The organism is Arthrobacter sp. 01T428 (assembly GCF_056398685.1).
Genome location: NZ_JBFTPW010000005.1, coordinates 188,455 through 209,052 on the forward strand (window position 1 = coordinate 188,455; position 20,598 = coordinate 209,052).

Genomic DNA, 20,598 nt, shown 5'->3' on the forward strand with positions numbered 1-20,598 from the left:
GATTCATACCGCCCGGCGGAGCAGCACGCTCTGGACGTCCCGAGGGAATCCAGGGAGGGCCAATCCGCGGGTGCAGTTGTCAAAGGAGCAATGAGCATGAGCAACCGAGCCGAATCCTTCCTGGTGGGCCTGATCGGTGAAGGCGTATCGCCTTCACTGACGCCGCCCATGCATGAGAGGGAGGCCGACGTCCAGGGGCTGCGCTACCTGTACCGGCCCATCGACCTGCTGGAGCTCTCCCTGCCCGGCTCCGCCGTCGGCGATTTGCTGACCGCTGCTTCCCGGCTTGGCTACAACGGCCTCAACATCACGCATCCGTGCAAGCAATTGGTGCTGCCGTTCCTGGACGAGGTTTCCGAGGACGCAAGGCGGCTTGGCGCTGTGAACACCGTGCTGATCAAGGACGGCCGCTTTACCGGCCACAACACGGACTTCTCCGGCTTCGGCTCAGCTTTAGCCAGCGGCCTTCCCGACGCCGGCCTGGAGCGAGTCGTCCAGCTCGGCGCCGGGGGTGCGGGCTCCGCCGTCGCATACGCCCTCCTTTCCGCGGGGGTCAAGTCACTGGACCTTGTGGACGTCGATCCGGCGCGCTGCGCGGAACGGGCGGCGGAACTTGCCGCGCTGTTCCCGGGCAGCAACGTCACGGCGCGCACGACGGCGGAACTGCCGCAACTCATGCCGCTGGCCGACGGTTTGGTGCACTGCACCCCGGTGGGCATGGCCGCCCATCCAGGCCTCCCGCTGGACATGTCCCTCGTGGAACCCCGCCACTGGGTAGCTGACATCGTCTACCGACCGATCGAAACGCAGCTGGTGCTCGAGGCCCGCGCCAAGGGTTGCCGCGTTCTCGACGGCGGTCGCATGGCCGTGGGGCAGGCCGCCGACGCTTTCCGCATCTTCACCGGCCGCGATGCCGATCCAGAACGGATGCGGGCGCATTTCCTGGAGCTGGTGGGCGCCGAGGAATCCAGGGCCGAAGGGTCCAAGGCCGACAAGGCGCTCGCCGGGGCGGGGCACTGATGCGCACGGGAATCGCCACCGTCTGCCTCTCCGGCACCCTCAAGGAAAAGATGCAGGCCTGCGCTATCGCGGGCTTCGATGGCATCGAGATCTTCGAGCAGGACCTCGTCACCTCCCCGCTTAGCCCGGAGGACGTGCGGAAAATGGCCGCTGACCTGGGACTCGGACTGGACCTCTACCAGCCGTTCCGCGACTTTGACAGTGTCTCCGAAGACATCTTGCAGGAAAACCTGCGCCGGGCGGATGCCAAGTTCAAGCTCATGTCCCGCCTCGGAATGGACACCATCCTGGTGTGCACCAACGTGGGAACCGCCACGATCGACGACGACGGCCTCCGGGCCGAGCAGCTATCCCGGCTGGCGGAATTGGCCGGGAACCACGGCGTCAAAGTGGCGTACGAGGCCCTGGCCTGGGGCAAGTATGTCAACGACTACGAGCACGCGCACCGCTTGGTGGACACCGTGGACCACCCCAACCTGGGCACCTGCCTCGACTCCTTCCACATCCTTTCCCGCGACTGGGACACCGCACCCATCGAGGCCATCAAGCCTGAGAAGATCTTCTTCGTCCAGGTGGCCGACGCCCCGAAACTCTCCATGGATGTCCTGTCCTGGAGCCGCCATTACCGCGTGTTCCCGGGCGAAGGACAATTTGAACTGGCCAAGTTCATGGGCCACGTGGCCCGCGCGGGCTATTCCGGCCCGGTCTCGCTGGAGGTCTTCAACGACGTCTTCCGCCAGTCCGATGTGGAGCGCACGGCCGTCGACGCGATGCGCTCGCTGATCTGGCTTGAGGAACAAAGCGCCAAATGGCTCGACGCGAAAGCGGCATCCCTTGCGGCGGAAGGCGTCTCTGGTGACTCGCCCGCCAACGCGGCCGGCCGCCGTCGTTATCCCATGGAACTGGCCACGCTGCCCAAGGTCGCCGAACCGGCCGGGTTCAACTTCGCAGAAGTCAAAACCGATGAGCCCGCACAGCTCGAAACTCTCCTGGGCCAACTCGGCTTCGAATTCGACGGCCGGCACCGGACCAAGGACGTGCAGTTGTGGTCCATGGGCCACGCCCGCGTCATCATCAACGAACAAGCGCCGTCGCACAGTGAACCCGCCATTGCGGCGTTGGGGTTCGACGTCGACTCTCCGGTGATTGCCTCGGCCCGCGCCCAGCAGCTCAAGGCTCCCGTGGTGCCACGCAAGGTGCAGGCGGACGAGGAAGTGTTCCAAGGCATCGCCGCCCCGGACTCCACCGAGATCTTCCTGTGCCAGGGCAGCCCGGACGGGACGGCGGCATGGACCAGCGAATTCGGGCAGACCCATGAATTCGGCGAAGGCCTCAAGCACCCTACAGCGGGAGCGCAAGCGGCGATCGACCACGTGAATTTGGCCCAGCCGTGGCAGCATTTCGACGAGGCCGTCCTCTTCTACACGAGTGCCCTCGCGCTGGAACCTCAACCGTTCGCCGAAGTGCCGAGTCCCAGCGGCCTGGTGCGCTCGCAGGTCATGGTTACGTCCGACCGTGCCGTGCGCCTGGTGCTGAACCTGGCTCCGATGCTTCAGCAGGAGCCCGGCCAGAAGGGCAACGGCGCCCGCAAGAGCTACCAGGAACACATCGCCTTCGCGGTGGATGACCTCGTGGCCACGGCCCGGGCGGCGCAGGCACGGGGACTCGACTTCCTCCGGATACCGGCCAACTACTACGAGGACCTGGATGCGCGGTTCGCCTTGGATCCTGCCTTCCTGGCCACCCTCAAGGAATTGAACCTTCTCTACGACAGGGACGCCAACGGTGAATTCCTCCACTTCTACACCGCCACGGTGGGCAGCGTGTTCTTCGAAATGGTGGAACGCCGCGGCAATTACGACGGCTACGGCGCACCCAACGCCCCCGTGCGGCACGCCGTCCAGTACGACTCGCTTCACGCCCACCACTAACCAGAAGCAACGAAAGAAACCACCCGAAAGGAGCCGGCCGTGCTGCTAGACGCAAATGCCGGGCACTACCAAGACGACGAGCTCGTACCGGCGGCCGAACCGCATGCCGGGCACGCGCCGTTGGACGCCGCAGCCGAAACCCAAGCGGATCTCAGCGCCGAGATCAAAGCGATCGGCGAAGTGTACGCCCAGGCGCTCAAGAACGGTGCCGCGCCGGAGACCCAGCCCCGCCTGGACTTCGCGCCGTACCGCAGCAGCATCCTGCGCCACCCCACCAAGAGCCTGCACCACGCGGACCCGGAGACTATCGAGCTGTACTCGCCGGCATTCGGGCACCAGGACGTGCATGCGTTGGAATCGGACCTCACCATCCAGCACAACGGTGAACCCCAGGGCGAGCGGATCATCGTTCAGGGCAAAGTGCTCGACGGCGACGGCCGCCCGGTTGCCGGCCAACTCGTAGAGATCTGGCAGGCCAACGCTGCCGGCCGTTACATCCACAAGCGCGACCAGCACCCCGCCCCCCTCGACCCGAACTTCACCGGCGTCGGACGCTGCATCACCGGACCGGACGGTTCATACCGATTCACCACCATCAAGCCCGGCGCCTACCCATGGAAGAACCACCTCAACGCCTGGCGCCCGGCGCACATCCACTTCTCCCTCTTCGGCACGGATTTCACGCAGCGCATCGTCACCCAGATGTACTTCCCGGGCGACCAGTTGTTCCCGCTGGACCCCATCTACCAATCGATCGTGGACCAGGACGCCCGCGACCGGCTCGTCGCCAAGTACGACCATGAGCTGACGAGCCCCGAATGGGCCCTCGGCTACAACTGGGACATCGTCCTGAGCGGTTCGAAGCGGACCTGGACCGAAAACGAAGCCTTTGGCGACGCCGGGGACGAGGAGTAGAACATGAGCAAGCTGACACCCACACCAGGCCAGACCGTTGGCCCGTTCTACGGCTACGCGCTCCCCTTTAATAAGGACAACGAGCTCCTCGCCCCGGGCAGCGCCGGAAGCATCCGCCTGCAAGGCACCGTGTATGACGGCGCCGGAGAAGCTATCCCGGACGCCATCCTGGAGATCTGGCAGCCGGACTCCGAAGGCAACGTAGTCCAGCGCACCGGCTCCCTGGTCCGCGACGGCTACACCTTCACCGGTTGGGGCCGCGCCGCGGTGGGCAACTCCGGTGTGTTCACGTTCACCACGGTCAACCCCGGCCCCACCGAAGCGGGCGCGGCTCCGTTCATTTCCGTCGCCGTTTTTGCGCGTGGCCTCATGAACCGCCTGTTCACCCGCATCTACTTGCCGGAAAACGAGGAAGCCCTCGCTGCCGACCCGCTGCTCAACTCCCTCGATCCCGAGCGCCGCAAGACCCTGATCGCGCGTCGCGACGCGGATGGCGGACTCACGTGGGATCTGCGCCTGCAGGGCCGGAACGAGACTGTTTTTCTCGACTTCGAAGGCGCCTCCCAGTGAGTGGCGACGGCGATTTCGGGCTGCTCAGCCCGGTTTCGGCGTCGCCCGCCGTGGTGGCGCTGACAGGTGACCGTGCGGTGATCGCGGCCATCCTCGACGTCGAAGCCGCCTGGGCATCCGTGCTCGAAGAGGCGGGCTTCGCGCCGGCCGGTTCTGCCGCCGTCGTCACCGAGGCCACGGAATCCTGGGCCTACGACGCCGCTTCCATCGCCGAACGCGCACAAGGTGGCGCCAATCCGGTCATTCCGCTGCTGGCCGATCTCCGGGGGAGGGTCAGGCAGCTCGAGGCTGGGCGTCCCGGCGGGCCGATCGGCGCGTTTGCCGCGGTGCACACCTCCCTGACCAGCCAAGACGTCCTGGATTCGGCCCTGATGCTGCTCGCGCACCGCGTCCTTTCAGCGCTTCTCGCCGAGGTAAAAGGTACGACGACGGCGCTCGCCGCCCTTGCGGAGCAGCATGCGGACACGCTGTGCGTGGGCAGGAGCCTGACGCAGCACGCGCTTCCGTTCACCTTCGGGCTCAAGGCGGCGCAGTGGTTCCACGGAGTGGCAGCTGCGGCCCGTCGCCTCGAAGCGCTGGAGTTGCCCGTGCAGTTCGGCGGTGCCGGCGGCACCCTGGCCGCCGGCACCATACTCACGGAAGGCTCGTCGTCGAGCCCCTTTGCGCTGGCGGATGCCTTGGCCGGAAGGCTGGACCTCGCTCCCGTTCCTGCGCCGTGGCACACCAACCGCCTGGCGGTCACTGGACTCGGCGACGCCTTGGCTTCCCTCACGGACTCCTTCGGCAAGATCGCCTCGGACCTGCTGTTCCTCAGCCGACCCGAGGTTGCCGAGCTCGGTGAGCCCCTTGCCGCTGGCCGCGGAGTCTCGTCGGCCATGCCCCAAAAGCAGAACCCCGTGTTGTCCGTGCTGATCCGCAGCGCGGCGCTCCAGGCGCCCGGGCTGGCTGCGCAGCTGCACCTTGCAGCCGCGAACTTCAACGACGAACGCCCGGACGGCGCCTGGCACAGCGAATGGCCTGCCCTGCGTGGCTTGCTTCGGCTCACACTCGGCGCAGCCACCCAGCTGCGCGAGCTCGCCGAAGGCCTCCGCGTCTTCCCAGAGGCAATGCGCCGCAACCTGGAAATCTCCGGGCCGTTACTCCTCAGCGAAGCCGTCGCATCCTCCGTAGCTCCGCTCCTCGGCGCGGACAGGGGCGAGGCGAAGGCCAAACTGCAGGCCGTCGTCGACGAGACCCTGCAAGCACCCGCAGCCGAGCAAGCCCGGATCTACGCCAAGCTCCTCCGCGAAGCCGTCCCGGCCAGCAAGCTGTCCGATGAGGAACTGCAGGCCCTTCTAGACCCTGCGAACTACGTCGGTGAGGCTGCCGAGATCAGCCGTCGCATCTTCGCCGCGTACCCGGAATTCACACACACCAACCTGAAGGGAACCGATCGTGGCTAAGCCCATCGTCAAGGCGGTGCTGCTGTCCCCGCAGCGCACGCTGGGGGAGAAGCCGCTCCTGGTGGTGGGGCCCTCGCTCGGAACGTCCACCGTGCTCTGGACCGAGACGGCAGCCCTGCTCGGCAACGAGTTCGACGTCATCGGCTGGGACCTGCCCGGCCACGGCGTCTCGCCCGCGGCCTCCGAAACGTTCAGCGTCGCCGAACTCGCGGACGCGGTGATTGACTTGGTGGACTCGATCGCGCCCGGTGCCGTGTTCCACTACGCCGGCGATTCCCTGGGCGGTGCCACCGGACTGCAGCTCGGCATCAAGCACGGAGAACGGCTCAAGTCCCTGTCCGTGCAGTGCAGCGGAGCGAAGCTAGGCACTCCCGAAGGATGGCTGGAACGCGCCGAAACCGTTCGTGCGCAAGGAACCGCGGTGATGATCCAGGGTTCCGCGCAGCGTTGGTTCGCTCCCGGCTTCATGGATCGCCAGCCCGTGGTCAGCAGCCGACTCCTGCATGCCCTGCGGGACGCCGACCGCTTCAGCTACGCATTCTGCTGTGAAGCCCTCGCCGGATTCGACGTCCGCGCGGAACTCGGCAGCATCACTGTCCCCACGCAGGCACTGGCGGGCGTCGAGGACACCGTTGCGCCGCCGTCGTTCGCTGAAGAAATTGCCGCGGGCATCAACACCAGATTCAACACAGGTGGCGGCACCGCTATCGCTATTGCGCTCGACGGCGTCGGGCACCTTGCGCCCGCCGAGGCGCCTGCCGTCGTCGCGGACCTCATGCGGACATTCATGACGGAGGCCGGAAAATGAGCACTGATTCTTCGCAAGGCGCCGTTCAGCGCGACGCTAGCTCGCAGGAAATCTACGACGCTGGCATGGTGGTCCGCCGCGAAGTGCTCGGCGATGCGCACGTGGACCGCGCCAACGCCAAGAAGGACGAATTCACCGAAGACTTCCAGGACATGATCACCCGCATCGCCTGGGGAGGCATCTGGACCCGGCCCGGCCTGACGCGGCAGATGCGCTCCGCCGTCACCATCACCGCGATGGTGGCGCACGGGCACTGGGAAGAACTGGCCATGCACATCCGCGCGGCCATCACGAATGGGCTGAGTAGGGACGAGATCAAGGAAATCCTGCTGCAGACCGCCATCTACTGCGGAGTCCCCTCCGCCAACACCGCATTCAAGACCGCTCAAGGCGTTTTCGCGGAGCTCGACGCGACCCCCGAAGCCCCCACGGCCCCTGAAGCCCCCACCCACCCAACTAACTCGCATTAGATGTCGTTTTGAGCCCTCATAACGACATTAACTGCGAGTTGGTTGGGATCACAGAAACTTAGAGGAGACCCCATGAACCAGGCGTATGTGTACGACGCCGTGCGCACACCTTTTGGAAAATTCGGCTCCGGCCTTGCCGGGGTGCGCCCGGACGACCTAGCTGCCCACGTGGTGCGCGAAGCCGTCAATCGGGCCCCTGCTTTGGATGTTGAGCGGATCGACGAGGTGGTGTTCGGGAACGCCAACGGCGCAGGCGAGGAGAACCGGAACGTCGCCCGCATGGCCACCCTGTTGGCCGGGCTTCCGACGTCGATTCCGGGCACCACGGTCAACCGCTTGTGCGGGTCTTCCCTGGATGCCGCCATCATCGCCTCCCGCCAGATCAACGCCGGCGACGCCGAGCTGGTGCTTGTGGGCGGGGCCGAGTCGATGTCCCGTGCACCCTGGGTGCTGCCCAAGACGTCCAAGCCGTACCCTGCCGGGGACATGACCCTGGCTTCCACCACCCTGGGCTGGCGCCTCGTGAATCCGGCGATGCCGAAGGAATGGACCATTTCCCTGGGCGAGGCGACCGAGCGGTTGCGTGAGAAGTACGGAGTCACCCGGGAACGCCAGGACGAGTTCGCGGCGGCCTCGCACAACCTCGCGGCCGCCGCGTGGGACGAGGGCTTCTACGACCAGCTGGTGACCCCGGTTCCGGGCACCGAGCTGGTCCGTGACGAAGGCATCCGGGCCGGTTCGACGGCGGAGAAGCTGGCCGGGCTCAAGACCGTGTTCCGTCCCGAGGCCGGCGGTCCGGAGGGTGGAACGGTCACGGCGGGCAACGCTTCTCCGCTGTCCGACGGCGCGTCCGCGGCGTGGATCGGCAGCGAAAGCGCCGCCGGGCTGCTCGGGCTGGAGCCGCTGGCCCGCATCGCCGGCCGCGGAGCACACGGAAACGATCCGCAGTTCTTCGGCTACGCCCCGGTTGAGGCCGCCAACAAGGCACTCGCGAAGGCGGGAATCGGCTGGGAGCAGGTGGGCGCCGTCGAACTTAACGAAGCTTTTGCCGCGCAGTCCCTGGCCTGCATCGATGCGTGGGGTATCGATCCGTCCATCGTGAACCGGCACGGCGGAGCGATTGCGATGGGCCACCCGCTGGGCGCCTCCGGCACCCGGATCCTCGGCACCTTGGCCCGCAGCCTGCAGGCTTCTGGTGAGCGATGGGGTGTCGCGGCCATCTGCATCGGGGTCGGGCAAGGACTGGCCGTGGTGCTGGAGAACGTCACCTCCGGCGTAGCCGGAAAAGGAGCCTAGAGGAAATGCTGAAATTCATTGACACCGTCGGCGCGGCCATCGCCGGCATCAAGGACGGCTCCACCGTCATGATCGGGGGCTTCGGCAATGCGGGCCAGCCGTTCGAACTCATCGACGCGCTGCTCGATTCCGGCGCCACCGACCTCACCGTGGTGAACAACAACGCCGGCCAAGGCGACCAAGGCCTTGCACTGCTGATCAAGGAAGGTCGGGTCCGGAAGATGATCTGCTCCTTCCCGCGCCAGTCGGATTCCTGGCACTTCGACGCCAAGTACAAGGCCGGCGAAATCGAACTGGAACTCGTCCCGCAAGGGAACCTCGCCGAGCGCATCCGGGCCGCCGGCGCGGGTATTGGCGGGTTCTTCACCCCCACCGGTTACGGCACCATGCTCGCGGAAGGCAAGCACACGCGCTTCCTCGACGGCAAATGGCAAGTGTTCGAGACGCCCATCCACGCCGACGTCGCACTCATCAAGGCCCTCAAGGCCGACGGCAAGGGCAATCTCGTCTACCGCAAGACCGCCCGGAATTTCGGCCCCATCATGGCCGCCGCGGCCAAACACACCATCGTCCAGGTGTCGGAGATCGTCCCGACCGGCGCCCTGGACCCGGAGAACGTGGTGACCCCGGGAATCTACGTCAACAGCATCGTGAAGGTGGCCTGACATGAGCATCCAAACGTCAACAACACCCTTGGGACGCGACGATCTCGCGCGGCTCGTGGCGCGGGACATCGCTCCCGGCTCGTTCGTGAACCTCGGCATCGGCCAGCCCACGCTCGTCTCCAATTACCTCACCGAAGAGCAGAACATCACCCTCCATACGGAGAACGGGATGCTCGGGATGGGCCCTGAGGCCAAGGGCGAGGAGATCGATGGCGACCTCATCAACGCCGGCAAGATCCCCGTCACCGAGCTCCCCGGCGCCTCGTATTTCCACCACGCCGATTCCTTCGCGATCATGCGCGGCGGGCATCTGGATATCTGCGTGCTCGGCGCGTTCCAGGTATCCGCCACGGGGGACCTCGCCAACTGGCACACTGGAGCACCGGACGCCATCCCGGCCGTCGGCGGGGCGATGGACCTGGCCACCGGCGCGAAGGACGTGTTCGTCATGATGACGCTCCTGACCCGCGAGGGCGTGTCCAAACTCGTGGAGCACTGCAGCTACCCGCTCACCGGCGTGGGCTGCGTGACGCGCGTGTACACGGACAAAGCAGTCTTCCTGATAGGGCCCGACGGCGTGACCGTGCGTGAGACGTTTGGCTGCACCTTCGAAGAACTCCAAGCCCTGGTGCCGGTCCCGCTGAAGGCGGCGGGCGCCGTCGTCGGCGTCTAAAGGGCAGCGCGAGCTGGCAGCAGATGCCCTCTGGAAGCAATCCACGGGGCAAGTGCTGCCAGTTCGCGCTAATAAGATTGGTAACCATGACCGACGCAGCAGTAGCCGGAGCCCCGCAGGCGGGTGCTCCCCAGGCCAGCGACCAGTACGTGCAATCGCTGGCACGCGGATTGTCCGTGATCCGCGCTTTCGACGCGGCCAACCCCGTCATGACGCTCAGTGAGGTGGCGGCACGCACTAACCTGACGCGTGCCACGGCGCGACGGTTCCTGCATACCCTGGTTGAGCTGGGCTATGTCCGCACGGATGGCAAGACCTTCGCCCTCACGGCGATGGTGTTGCAGCTTGGCTATTCGTACCTGTCGGCGTTGTCCCTGCCCCAGCTCGCACAGCCGCACCTTGAAGAACTTTCCCTCAAACTGGGGGAGTCGACGTCGGCCGCGGTACTGGATGGCGCGGACATCTTCTACGTGGCCCGCGTGACCACGCGCCGGATCATGACGGTCGGGATCTCGGTGGGCACCCGCTTTCCCGCCTACGCCACGTCCATGGGTAGGGTGCTTCTGGCTGGCCTGACGCCGCAGAAACTGGACGAGTACCTGTCCTCGGTGGAGTTCAAAGCCCTGACGCCGCGGACCATCACGTCCCGCGAAGAGCTGGTGGCCGAGCTGGACCGCGTGCGCAGGCAGGATTGGTGCGTTTTGGACCAAGAGCTGGAGCTCGGACTTATGTCCGTGGCAGCGCCCGTTCGCAACGCTGCCGGCAAGGTGGTGGCCGCCGTCAACGTCTCGCTCCAGGCCCAAAACGTCGCCGCGCAGCGTGATCCGCGAGCCTATATCGAGTCGGTTCGCGACGAAATCCTACGCACTGCCGGGCTGATTTCGGCGGATATTGCCGCCAAGCACTAGCAGAGGCGCTCGGGGCCGAATGTCTAGAGCCACAAGCTCGTCACGCCCGTGAGGCCTTGGACCTGGACGGGTGTGTTGCTGCTGCTCGCGGCGCCGTTGCCAAGTTGACCCTGCGCGTTGTCACCCCAGGCGCGGACCGTTCCATCACTGAGCACAGCGAATGCGTCGTACATGGTGCATGCCAGCGAGCTCACCCCGGTGAGGCCCTGGACCTGCACCGGGGCGGGGCTGTCAGTGGTGGTGCCGTTCCCCAGCTGGCCATACCAGTTGGCACCCCATGCGCGGACTGTTCCATCCTTGAGGACCGCGTACGCCGAGATTTCGCTCGCGGCGACGCTCGCGACCTCGGTGAGACCCGGAACTTGGACCGGCACGCTGCTGCTGGCGGTGCCATTGCCTAGCTCGCCATACGTACCGGCCCCCCAAGCCCGGACTGTCCCGTTCCCCAACACCGCGTAAGCCGTGCCGCCGTTGGCTGCGAGGGACACGGCTCCTGCCAAACCGGAGACTTGGACCGGGGTGTTGGCGTTCGCGTTGGTGCCGTTGCCCAGCTGGCCGTAGCCGTTGTAGCCCCAGGCCCGGACCGTCCCGTCAGTCAGGACTGCGTACGCCGTGCCGTAACTGGCCGTGATGGAGGAGACGCCCGTGAGGCCGGTGACTTGGACCGGGGTGTTGCTGTCGGCGTTGGTGCCGTTGCCCAGTTGCCCGGATTGGTTGCTGCCCCAGGCGCGCACCGTCCCGTCAGTCAGAACCGCGTAGGCCGAGCCCCCGCTGGCTATGATGGAGCCGGCCCCGGTGACCCCCTGGACCTGGACGGGGACGCTGCTGTTGCTGGTGGATGCATTGCCGAGCTGGCCGGAGGAATTGTCTCCCCACGCCCACACCGTTCCATCGCCCAGCAGGGCGTAGGCCGTGCCTCCGCTGGCGGTGATGGATACGACTCCGGAGAGTCCGCTGACTTGGACGGGCACGCTGCTATCGCTCGTAGTGCCGTTTCCGAGCTGGCCAAAACTGTTTCCGCCCCAGGCCCACGCTGTTCCGTTGACCAGCGCGGCGTACTTGGTGCTGGGACCTTGGGCTCCCATGGCGACCCCGGACAGTCCCGTGACGCCAAGGGGCACATTGCTGAACGAAGTTGTGCCGGTAACGCCGAGTTGGTGGTTGTAATTGTCACCCCATGCGCGGATGGTTCCATCTGCAAGCACGGCGAATGCGGTCCCTCGTGCCGCCGAGATCGATGCTGTTCCCGCTAGACCGGTGAGACCCGTGACTTGGGTGGGAACATTGCTGTTAGCGGTAGAGCCGTTGCCGAGTTGTCCGGTCGGGTTGACGCCCCAGGCACGGACCGTCCCGTCACGCAGCACGGCATACGCCACCGGGTTGTTGGTGTCCCCTTTGCCAGCAGTGATGGACAAGACCGTGGTGAGGCCGCTTACCTGGATGGCAGTGGTGCTGTTGGTGGTGGTCCCGGTGCCGAGCTGCCCGGACTGGTTGAGGCCCCATGCCCGTGCTGTCCCGTCGCCAAGTACGGCGTATACGCTGCCTTTGCCGGCTGCCATGGACATGACGTTGCTGATCCCCTGGACGCGGACCGGGGTGTAGCTCTCCGACGTCGTCCCGTTTCCGAGCTGGCCGCTCCCGTTCGCGCCCCAGGAACGCACGGTCCGGTCGGCCAGTAGCGCGTACGCGTTGTAGTTGCTGGCCACGATGGAGGTGACGCCGCTGAGGCCTTGGACCTGAACCGGTCTGTTGCTGCTGTTGGCGGAGGTTCCGCTGCCAAGCTGCCCGCTCGAATTGTCGCCCCATGCCCGGACGGTCCCGTCGGACAACAGTGCGTAGGCGCTGAAGTCGCTGGCGGTGACGGCGGCGACCCCCGTGAGGCCGGTGACCTGGGCCGGCGCGCTGCTTCCGATTCCTGTGGTGCCGTTGCCGAGTTGACCCACGAAGTTGGAACCCCAAGCACGGACGGTTCCGTCATTGAGCAGGGCATATGCGCTGTAATAAGTGGCCGTGATCGCGGTGACGCCAGTGAGGCCTTGGATCTGGATGGGGGTGCTGCTGAAGGTGATCCCGCTGCCGAGTTGTCCGGTGGAACTCTCGCCCCAAGCGCGTACGGTCCCGTCGCCGAGGAGTGCGTACGCTGTGCGACCGTTGATCGTGATCGATGTGACTCCGCTGAGGCCCTGGACTTGCACGGGAATGCTGCTGTCGTTGGTGGTTCCGTTGCCGAGCTGCCCGGACTGGTTGCTGCCCCAGGCGCGTACGGTCCCGTCGGCCAGCAGCGCGTAACTGGTGGAACCATCGCCGGCGATCGACTTGACTCCGGAGAGGCCGGTAACGGCGGCAGGGCTGGCGAGGTAAGGGGTGGTCCCGTTGCCCAGCTGGCTGGATTGGTTGTTACCCCAGGTGACAGCTGAACCGCTTGACGCTCCGGGAAGGTAGTAGCCCGCGACGTCGGCGATCAGCTGCGTGGCGCCGTCGGAACGGTTGAAGAGGGTGATCTTGCCGTCGGCCCCCACGGGGACGGTGACGGAGCTCGGAATAGTCTGGCCGCTCGCGAAGTTCACATTGGACGCATTCGGCCGGATGCTCCCCGAAGCGTAAGCGGTGATGAACCCGAACGATTGCGGGCCGGTGACGGTCAGGTTGAAAACCGCGGCCGCGACGTTGGCGGGAATCCCGCCCGCGCCGCCCACGCGGAAGGACACCGTCCCGTCCGGACCTGCCGGCGCGCTGCTCCGTGTATCCAGGAGTCGTGCGGGATTCACGGGAACGAAAGCGCCCGGAGCGCTCGGGGTCCCTGAGAGGAAATAGCCGGCGACGTCGGCGATCAGCTGGGTGCTGCCGGAGGAACGGTTGAAGAGGGTGACTTTGCCGTCGACGCCGACTGGAACCGTTACGGAGTTCGGAACCGTTTGGTCTGTGGCGAAGTTGATGTTTGAAGAGTTCGGCCGCGTGGTTCCGGAGGCGTAGGCCGTGATGAACCCGAACGACGTCGGATTCGCCACGGTGAGGTTGAAACTCACCGCCGAGACCGAAGCCGGAATCCCGCCCACGCCTCCCACTTGGAAAGACACCGTTCCGTCAGGGCCCGCAGGCGTGCTCCCGCGGGTGTCCAGCAGCCTGGCAGGGGCTATCGGGACGAAGGCGCCGGGTACGGTCGGCGTTCCGGGGAGGTAGTACCCGGACACGTCGGCAATCAGCTGGGTGCTGCCGGAGGAGCGGTTGAAAAGGGTGACTTTGCCGTCGACGCCGACCGGTACTGTCACGGAGTTCGGTACGGTCTGGCCGGCAGCGAAGTTCACGTTGGAGGAGTTCGGCCGTGCGGCACCGGAAGCGTAGGCCGTGATGAATCCGAACGATTGCGGGCCGGTGACGGTGAGATTGAAGACCACCGCCGCGGCCGCAGCGGGAATTCCGTTCATGCCGCCCACCTGGAAGGACACGGTCCCGTCGGGGCCCACAGGCGTGCTGGTACGGGTGTCCAGGAGCCTGGCGGGTGAGATCGGAATGAAGGCTCCGGCCGCCGTCGGCCTCGCCGAAGTTCCCACGACGGCGACCGGCGCGCTCGTGGAACCGCCCGTGCCGGCAGCCCAGGCGCCGGGCGCCGCAAGGCCGGACAAGATCAGCAGGACGCCCATTGCGCCAGCAACGCCAGTGGCACCACGCCTCAGCCACGCACGCAAAGACCCCATGAAATCTCCGAAGGACTGGGCTCCCGATGACGGGCAAGCCGGTATTGATCCTCGCGAAAATTACCACATGGGTAGATCCGGGCGTGGTTGCCACGGCGCGTTGTAGCGCGTGGGCTCGCGGCGCGGGCGAAGCTGCGCCCACCGCATCACCGCGTCAGCTTGGCGCCGTCCGGGTGTTCGTCGCCGATGTGCCCGGGAGCGTTGGCGGCCAGGACGCGCTCGACGAACGCGCTGTACTCCTCCATGTAGTGGCGCAGGATGGATGCCGTGCCTTCGTCCCTGACCGATCCGTCCTCGTTGTAGGCCGCCGGATTGAACTTGATGTAGGCCTCGGGAGCATTCAGCTGAGGTGCGTCGAGGAAGCTCAGGACGCTACGCATGGATGCCTGCATCACGGCCGTCCCGATGCTTCCGGGTGATGTGCCGATGATTCCTGTTGGCTTGCGCGCGAAGGAGTTGGTTCCCCACGGCCGCGATCCCCAGTCGATGGCGTTCTTCAAGGCGCCGGGGACGGAGCGGTTGTACTCGGGGGAAACGAACAGGATGCCGTCCGACGCCGCGATCGCGTCCTTGAGGGCCCGGCCGGCAGGCGGGTAGTCGGCGTCGTAGTCCGGGCTGTACAAGGGCAGGTCCTTGATGGGAATCTCGGTGAATTCGAGCTCTTCCGGCGCTACACTGATGAGCGCCTTGGACAGGACCCGGTTGATGGAGCGGCTTGAAAGGCTGCCGACGAAGTATCCGATCTTGTACGTTGCCATGACTGTGTTCCTTCCCGACGGCGCGGCCGGAACCGGCTCATCGACGGTGCGGTAACTGGAGTCTCCCAGCCCACAGCGAGCTTATTAGAGCAGCCCGAAGATGGGAATGGCCGGACGCCGCCGCCACACCTACTCCCGCCCGGGCCTTCCGCGTCCTAGACTCAAGCCAACAACGGCGCGGGACAATGCTGTTCAGAAGGACGTTGGGGTTTCGGAAAGGGAGCGCGGGTGAAACTTGGCATAGCGCGGGAACGGCTCGATGGTGAACGTCGTGTGGCTGCGACGCCGGAGACGGTCACGCAGTTGGCCGGACTGGGACTGGACGTCGTCGTCGAAAGCGGAGCCGGAGGCGCTGCGGGCCACAGCGACGAGGACTACCGCCAAGCAGGCGCGCTCATCGTCCCCGACTTGGACCTGGCCCGACTGGACGTCTACGCTCACGTCCGCCCACTCGAACCAACGACGGCGGCCGCGCTGCGACGGGGCGCCGTCACCGTTGGCCTGGCCTCGCCGTCGTCGGAACTTCCCACCGTCCGCGCGCTCGCCGAAGCGGGCGTGACATCCTTCGCGCTTGAGCTGGTGCCGCGCATTTCCCGGGCACAATCCATGGATGCGCTCACCTCCCAGGCCCTGGTGGCCGGGTACCGCTGCGTGCTCGAGGCGGCCATGCGGCTCCCGCGCTTCTTTCCGCTCTACATGACGGCCGCCGGAACCATTCCCCCGGCCCGTGTGCTGGTGCTGGGAGCGGGCGTGGCAGGCTTGCAGGCCATCGGCACCGCGAAAAGGCTGGGCGCACGCGTCTCCGCCAACGACATCCGGCCCGCCTCGGCGGACGAGGTCGCATCCATGGGCGGCACCTTCATCAAACTCGACGTGGAGACGGCCGAATCGTCCGGCGGCTACGCGCGCGAACTCAGCGCCGACCGCGGTGCCCTGCAGCGTGAGCTGCTCGCCCCGCACGTGGCCCAGGCGGATGTGCTCATCACGACGGCGGCGGTCCCCGGACGGCGGGCCCCTCTCCTCGTGAGCCGCGAAATGGTCCAGCACATGCGCCCGGGCTCGGTGGTCGTCGACCTCGCCGCAGAGTCCGGCGGCAACGTGGAGGGCTCGGTACCGGGGCTGGATCTTCAAATCCCGACGGCGGACGGCCAAGGCACGGTCACCCTGGTGGGGATGAAGGATGCCGCCTCCGCCATGCCCGCTGACGCGTCGCGCCTCTACGCGAAGAACGTCGCGAACCTGCTGGCTCTCATGACGTGTGATGGAGCCGTTGTCCCGGACTTCGGCGATGAGGTGGTGGCGGGTGCGTGCCTGACGCACGACGGCGAGGTGCGGCACGGTCCGACGGCCGAGGCGCTCGCTGCGCTCGCCGCCGAAACGGCGGAAACCGTCAGCTCAGCCAACGAGGGGGTCTCCTGATGGACGGCATCGCCCTGCTCACCATCACCGTCTTGGCGGTGTTCGTGGGCTTCGAAGTGGTCTCCAAGGTCTCAAGCACGTTGCACACGCCCTTGATGTCAGGGGCCAACGCCATCCACGGAATCATCCTGGTGGGCGCGATCATCGTCGCAGGGCAGGCCTCGGACCCATGGGTCCTCGCGGTGGCATTGCTCGCCGTCGTCCTCGCCACCGCCAACTTGGTAGGCGGATTCGTGGTGACCGACCGCATGCTGGAGATGTTCCGCGGCCGTAAACGCGTTGCGCCGCCCGGCGGGAAGCCGGAGTCCATGGACGCTGCGTCCAAGGAGCGCACGCGATGACCCTCATCGATCCGGTGTGGACTTCGCTCCTCTACCTCGCGGCCGCAGTCTGTTTCATCCTCGCGCTCAAGGGACTCAATTCGCCACGAACCGCCCGGCGAGGCAACCTGGTGGGCGCATTCGGTGCGGCGCTCGCCGTCGCCACGGTCTTCCTCTCGGTCAAGATGGACAACGTTCCCTGGATCCTGGGCGCCATGGTGATCGGTTCGGGCGTTGCCGCGCCGGTCGCGCGCCAGGTCAAGATGACCCAGATGCCGCAGCTCGTCGCGCTTTTCAATGGCGTGGGCGGTGGTGCCGCAGCGCTCGTTGCACTCTTGGAACTAGCGCACACGGAGGACCACTGGGTGCGCGTGGCGATCGTCTTCACGCTGCTGGTGGGCGCGGTGTCCTTCGCGGGTTCCGCCATCACGTTCTCCAAACTCCAGGAGCTCATGACCACCCGCCCCGTGGTGTTCCCCGGTCTGCCGACCCTCATGGGGGCGGTGCTGCTAGCGGCGGTGGGTGCCGCCGTCGCCGTCGTTTTTAGCGGTTCCATCGCGCTCGCATTCCTGCTTTTGGTGCTCGGTCTGGCGGCGGGCGTGTTGCTGGTGCTCCCTGTAGGCGGCGCGGACGTGCCGATCGTCATCTCGCTGCTGAATGCCTTCACCGGCCTGGCCGTGGCAGCCTCGGGCCTGGTGCTTGGCAATGTGCTTTTGGTGGTGGCCGGCACGTTGGTGGGTGCCTCTGGCACCATCCTTACCAGGGCCATGGCCGCGGCCATGGGCCGCAGTGTTGCCGGCATCCCTTTTGGCGCGTTCAAAGGAGGCTCGACGGCGGGGTCGACGGCGGTGAGCGACCGCCCCGTCCGCTCCTCCAGCCCCGAAGACGTGGCCGTGCTCCTTGGCTATGCGCAACGGGTCATTATTGTTCCCGGCTACGGGCTCGCGGTAGCACAAGGGCAGCACACGGCGGCCGAGCTGGCCCTTGCGTTGGAGGCGCGGGGCATCGACGTGGATTTCGCCATCCATCCGGTGGCCGGCCGCATGCCCGGGCACATGAACGTCCTGCTTGCCGAAGCCAATGTGCCCTATGAGTCCCTCAAGGAAATGGGCGAGATCAACTCGGAATTCCGGACAGCCGACGTCGCGCTGGTGGTCGGCGCGAACGACGTCGTCAATCCGGCCGCGAAAACCACCGCGGGTTCGCCGATCTACGGCATGCCCATCCTTGAAGTGGCCGACGCGCGACAAGTAGTTTTCCTGAAGCGCTCCATGCGGCCGGGATTCGCGGGAATCGAGAACGAACTCATGTACGAACCGCAGACCACACTGCTGTTTGGCGACGCGAAGGAATCCCTCACCAAAGTGTTGAGTGCGGTCAAGGCGCTCAAGCTTAGTTAATCAAACCTGGGGTGCCCGCCGGCCTTTCTGCTGCCCAATCGGGTGAGCACACTCAGGATCGCTAGGCGAAGCTGCCGCCCAGCCGGGTGAGCCCACTCAAGACGCGGAAGAATCCAAGGCCCTATCATCGGCCGAAGACCTAGGGTGGGAACGCTCCCGCCCTTGACGGTTGCCCGGGCTTCGAATGGACGGTGAGCGGAGTGGCTGGACTCTCGATTCAGGAGCAGGCGGTGACGCGGCGCATCGGCGTCCGTTGGGCCTCCGTTGGAGCGTGCGCGGCAATGGTCCTGGCACTCCTCAGTGGCTTTGCTTTGCCGGCTCATGCGGTTGCAAACACCGTCATCACGCTGACCTTCGATGACGGCAACGCCGACCAACTGACCGCCGCAGCCACGCTGAAGAACCTCGGACTCCACGGCACCTATTTCGTCCCCTCCGGATGGGTCGATCAGCCGAGCTATTTCACCTCGGCGAACCTGCAGCAGCTTTTCGCCGACGGAAATGAGATTGCCGGGCACACGGTCACCCACCCCGACCTGGTCACCTTGACCTCGGATGAAGTGACGCGCCAGGTGTGCAACGGCAGGGTGGCCCTGGCAAACATGGGCTTCAAGGTCACCAGCTTCGCCTACCCCTTCGCCTCCTTGGACCCCGCCGTGCAGACCATCGTGAAGAATTGCGGGTTCAACAGTGCACGCGGGCTCGGGGACCTTTACAGCAAGGACGATCCCGGGCTACCGGCTGCCGAAACCATTCCGCCCGCCAACCCCTATGACACCGCGGCACCGGAGGAAGTGGACAGCACATGGACGCTGTCCAACCTTGAAAACTCCGTGACCAGGGCACAGGCTGCCGGCGGTGGCTGGGTTCAATTGACGTTCCACCACATCGCCGTGGGGACCGATCCCACCCTTACCATCAGCCCCAGCCTGTTCAACCAATTCGCTTCCTGGCTAGCGCAACAACAGGCAGCGGGCAGCATCGCCGTGAAGACGGTTGACCAGGTAATCGGTGGCGCGGTCCAGCCCCTCGTCTCCGGCCCGCCGGTGCCGCCCCCGCCTCCCCAGGGGACCAACATGATCCAGAACCCGAGCCTCGAGACACTGACCAGCGGGATTCCGCTGTGCTGGGCTGCTGGTGGATACGGCACCAACACCCCCAGCTTTTCAGTGGTCTCGCCTGGCCACACGGGCAATAACGCAGAACGACTGACTATGAGCGGCTACGTCAGCGGTGACGCGAAACTCCTGCCAGCCCTGGATCTTGGCGGCTGCTCTCCCACGGGCACTCCGGGCCATATCTATCAGCTCAGCGCTTGGTATAAATCCAATGTCATCACCCAATTCGAGGTCTACTACCGCACCGGAACGGGGTACTGGACCTATTGGACGGCGAGCCCGTTGTTCAACGCGAGCAGTAATTGGACGCAAATCACGTGGACCACACCGGCGCTCCCGGCAGGTGCCTCGGGAATCAGCTACGGACTGAACATCCAATCCAACGGTTCGATCACCACGGACGACTATTCGATGATCGACATCACCCAGGCCGCGGCGACGGCGCCGGCTGCTCCCACGGGGGTGGCCGCGACGGCGGGCAACGCCTCGGCGTCCGTGTCCTGGACGGCGCCGGCCAACGGCGGCTCCCCCATCACTTCGTATGCGGTGACTCCTTCGTCCGGTGGCACGGCTTTGGCTCCGGTGACGGTGACCGGTAACCCGCCCTCGACGACGGCGACCGTCACCGGGCTGACCAACGGCACGGCGTACACTTTCACGGTCACCGCCACGAACGCCATCGGCACGTCCCCGGCCTCGGCCGCGTCGGCTCCCGTGACACCGACGGCCCCAACGGTTCCGGGGACGCCCACCGGCGTGAGCGCGACGGCGGGGAACGCGTCCGCGGTGGTGTCGTGGACGGCGCCGGGCAACGGCGGCTCCCCGATCACCTCCTATGCGGTGACGCCTTCCACCGGCGGCACGGCTTTGGCTCCGGTGACGGTGACCGGGAATCCGCCCGCGACGACGGCGACCGTCACCGGACTGAGCAACGGCACGGCGTACACCTTCACGGTCACGGCGACGAACGCCGTCGGCACCTCCGCGCCGTCGGCGGCCTCGGCTCCCGTGACCCCGACGGCCCCGGTTCCCGGGGTCACCAACGGCGGGTTCGAATCCGGGCTCACGTCCTGGACCACCGGCGGCGTCAGGGCACCCGTGGCCTCCACCACCGCGCACACCGGCACCGGCTCCGCGCTCCTGGGCCTGGCCTCCGGCACCGAACCGCTCGGCGACAGCACCCTGGCCCA

Annotated in this window: 17 protein-coding genes; 15 read left to right on the forward strand and 2 right to left on the reverse strand. The window is 66.3% G+C overall.

Translation table 11 applies throughout. The annotated features are described in order from the left end of the window. Positions 1–96: 96 nt before the first annotated feature. The 11 genes from AC1DJB_RS08580 (at position 97) to AC1DJB_RS08630 (ending at position 10,698) form a co-directional block, all read left to right on the forward strand. Complete coding sequence (locus AC1DJB_RS08580) at positions 97–1,020, forward strand: shikimate dehydrogenase (RefSeq protein WP_441433823.1); 924 nt, start codon at positions 97–99, stop codon at positions 1,018–1,020. Beyond that, the gene (locus AC1DJB_RS08585; RefSeq protein ID WP_441433824.1) at positions 1,020–2,951 is read left to right on the forward strand and encodes a bifunctional sugar phosphate isomerase/epimerase/4-hydroxyphenylpyruvate dioxygenase family protein; all 1,932 of its coding nucleotides are present in this window, start codon (positions 1,020–1,022) and stop codon (positions 2,949–2,951) included. Before AC1DJB_RS08580 ends, AC1DJB_RS08585 begins: the two co-directional genes overlap by 1 nt. A gap of 42 nt (positions 2,952–2,993) precedes the next feature. Beyond that, on the forward strand, positions 2,994–3,866 hold the full coding sequence (gene pcaH / locus AC1DJB_RS08590) for a protocatechuate 3,4-dioxygenase subunit beta (RefSeq protein ID WP_441433832.1): 873 nt from the start codon (positions 2,994–2,996) through the stop codon (positions 3,864–3,866). A 3-nt stretch (positions 3,867–3,869) separates the two neighbouring features. Further along, positions 3,870–4,436, forward strand: coding sequence for a protocatechuate 3,4-dioxygenase subunit alpha (pcaG, locus tag AC1DJB_RS08595; RefSeq protein WP_306964646.1), 567 nt, complete (start codon positions 3,870–3,872; stop codon positions 4,434–4,436). Beyond that, positions 4,433–5,878, forward strand: coding sequence for a lyase family protein (locus tag AC1DJB_RS08600; protein WP_441433825.1), 1,446 nt, complete (start codon positions 4,433–4,435; stop codon positions 5,876–5,878). Before pcaG ends, AC1DJB_RS08600 begins: the two co-directional genes overlap by 4 nt. Next, entirely contained in the window at positions 5,871–6,686 is an 816-nt protein-coding gene (locus AC1DJB_RS08605) for an alpha/beta fold hydrolase (RefSeq protein ID WP_306964642.1), read from the forward strand. The genes AC1DJB_RS08600 and AC1DJB_RS08605 overlap by 8 nt, the downstream gene beginning before the upstream one ends. Then, positions 6,683–7,156, forward strand: a complete 474-nt coding sequence (gene pcaC / locus AC1DJB_RS08610; protein ID WP_059388802.1) for a 4-carboxymuconolactone decarboxylase — start codon at positions 6,683–6,685, stop codon at positions 7,154–7,156. Before AC1DJB_RS08605 ends, pcaC begins: the two co-directional genes overlap by 4 nt. Before the next feature lie 72 nt (positions 7,157–7,228). After that, positions 7,229–8,452, forward strand: a complete 1,224-nt coding sequence (locus tag AC1DJB_RS08615) for a thiolase family protein (protein ID WP_441433826.1) — start codon at positions 7,229–7,231, stop codon at positions 8,450–8,452. Positions 8,453–8,457: 5 nt separating this feature from the next. Continuing rightward, on the forward strand, positions 8,458–9,117 hold the full coding sequence (locus AC1DJB_RS08620; RefSeq protein WP_441433827.1) for a 3-oxoacid CoA-transferase subunit A: 660 nt from the start codon (positions 8,458–8,460) through the stop codon (positions 9,115–9,117). 1 nt (position 9,118) lies between these two features. Beyond that, on the forward strand, positions 9,119–9,790 hold the full coding sequence (locus AC1DJB_RS08625; protein WP_059388801.1) for a 3-oxoacid CoA-transferase subunit B: 672 nt from the start codon (positions 9,119–9,121) through the stop codon (positions 9,788–9,790). Positions 9,791–9,876: 86 nt separating this feature from the next. Continuing rightward, positions 9,877–10,698, forward strand: coding sequence for an IclR family transcriptional regulator domain-containing protein (locus tag AC1DJB_RS08630; protein ID WP_441433828.1), 822 nt, complete (start codon positions 9,877–9,879; stop codon positions 10,696–10,698). 23 nt (positions 10,699–10,721) lie between these two features. Here the strand turns inward: AC1DJB_RS08630 and AC1DJB_RS08635 are convergent, their stop codons facing one another. Both AC1DJB_RS08635 and AC1DJB_RS08640 read right to left on the reverse strand, forming a co-directional pair. After that, positions 10,722–14,393, reverse strand: coding sequence for an RCC1 domain-containing protein (locus AC1DJB_RS08635; RefSeq protein WP_476910135.1), 3,672 nt, complete (start codon positions 14,391–14,393; stop codon positions 10,722–10,724). A 146-nt stretch (positions 14,394–14,539) separates the two neighbouring features. Continuing rightward, a complete protein-coding gene (locus AC1DJB_RS08640) occupies positions 14,540–15,151 on the reverse strand; it encodes an NADPH-dependent FMN reductase (RefSeq protein ID WP_284988494.1) in 612 nt (203 codons plus the stop codon). Between the two features lie 228 nt (positions 15,152–15,379). On the opposite strand from AC1DJB_RS08640, the gene AC1DJB_RS08645 reads away from it, so the two are divergent. The 4 genes from AC1DJB_RS08645 to AC1DJB_RS08660 form a co-directional block, all read left to right on the forward strand. Next, positions 15,380–16,570 carry a Re/Si-specific NAD(P)(+) transhydrogenase subunit alpha gene (locus AC1DJB_RS08645; protein WP_441433830.1) on the forward strand — a complete coding sequence of 397 codons (1,191 nt, stop codon included), beginning with the start codon at positions 15,380–15,382 and terminating at the stop codon, positions 16,568–16,570. After that, positions 16,570–16,911: an NAD(P) transhydrogenase subunit alpha part 2 gene (locus AC1DJB_RS08650; RefSeq protein WP_307054948.1), complete on the forward strand. Its 342-nt coding sequence runs from the start codon at positions 16,570–16,572 to the stop codon at positions 16,909–16,911. The genes AC1DJB_RS08645 and AC1DJB_RS08650 overlap by 1 nt, the downstream gene beginning before the upstream one ends. Then, entirely contained in the window at positions 16,908–18,290 is a 1,383-nt protein-coding gene (locus AC1DJB_RS08655) for an NAD(P)(+) transhydrogenase (Re/Si-specific) subunit beta (protein WP_441438414.1), read from the forward strand. The genes AC1DJB_RS08650 and AC1DJB_RS08655 overlap by 4 nt, the downstream gene beginning before the upstream one ends. A gap of 230 nt (positions 18,291–18,520) precedes the next feature. Further along, positions 18,521–20,598, forward strand: a 2,078-nt coding sequence (locus tag AC1DJB_RS08660) for a fibronectin type III domain-containing protein (protein WP_476910136.1), incomplete at its 3' end; no start/stop codon positions are given.